Here is a 285-nt window from a genome sequence, read left to right as displayed (position 1 = left end):
ACGGGCACAACGACACGATGCTCGACCCCGAGCAGCGGATCTGGGGCTTCGAGACCAACTTCGGCGGGCTCGCCGAGATCGCACTGGTCAAGTCCAACCAGCTGATGCCCAAGCCGGACCACCTGTCATGGGAGGAGGCCGCCGCACCCGGACTGGTCAACTCCACCGCCTACCGGCAGCTGGTCTCCCGCAACGGCGCCGGCATGAAGCAGGGCGACAACGTCCTCATCTGGGGCGCGAGCGGCGGACTCGGCTCGTACGCCACGCAGTTCGCGCTCGCGGGCG

Annotated in this window: 1 pseudogene; it reads left to right on the top strand. The window is 68.8% G+C overall.

The annotated features are described in order from the left end of the window. Window positions 1-285, top strand: a pseudogene (locus tag R6V09_RS54890) (crotonyl-CoA carboxylase/reductase); the annotation flags it as partial.

The sequence above is a fragment of the Streptomyces sp. W16 genome, assembly GCF_033194735.1.
Taxonomy (GTDB): Bacteria; Actinomycetota; Actinomycetes; order Streptomycetales; family Streptomycetaceae; genus Streptomyces.
Note: the sequence above shows the minus strand (reverse complement) of the source record. Positions and strands in the feature narration are given on the sequence as shown.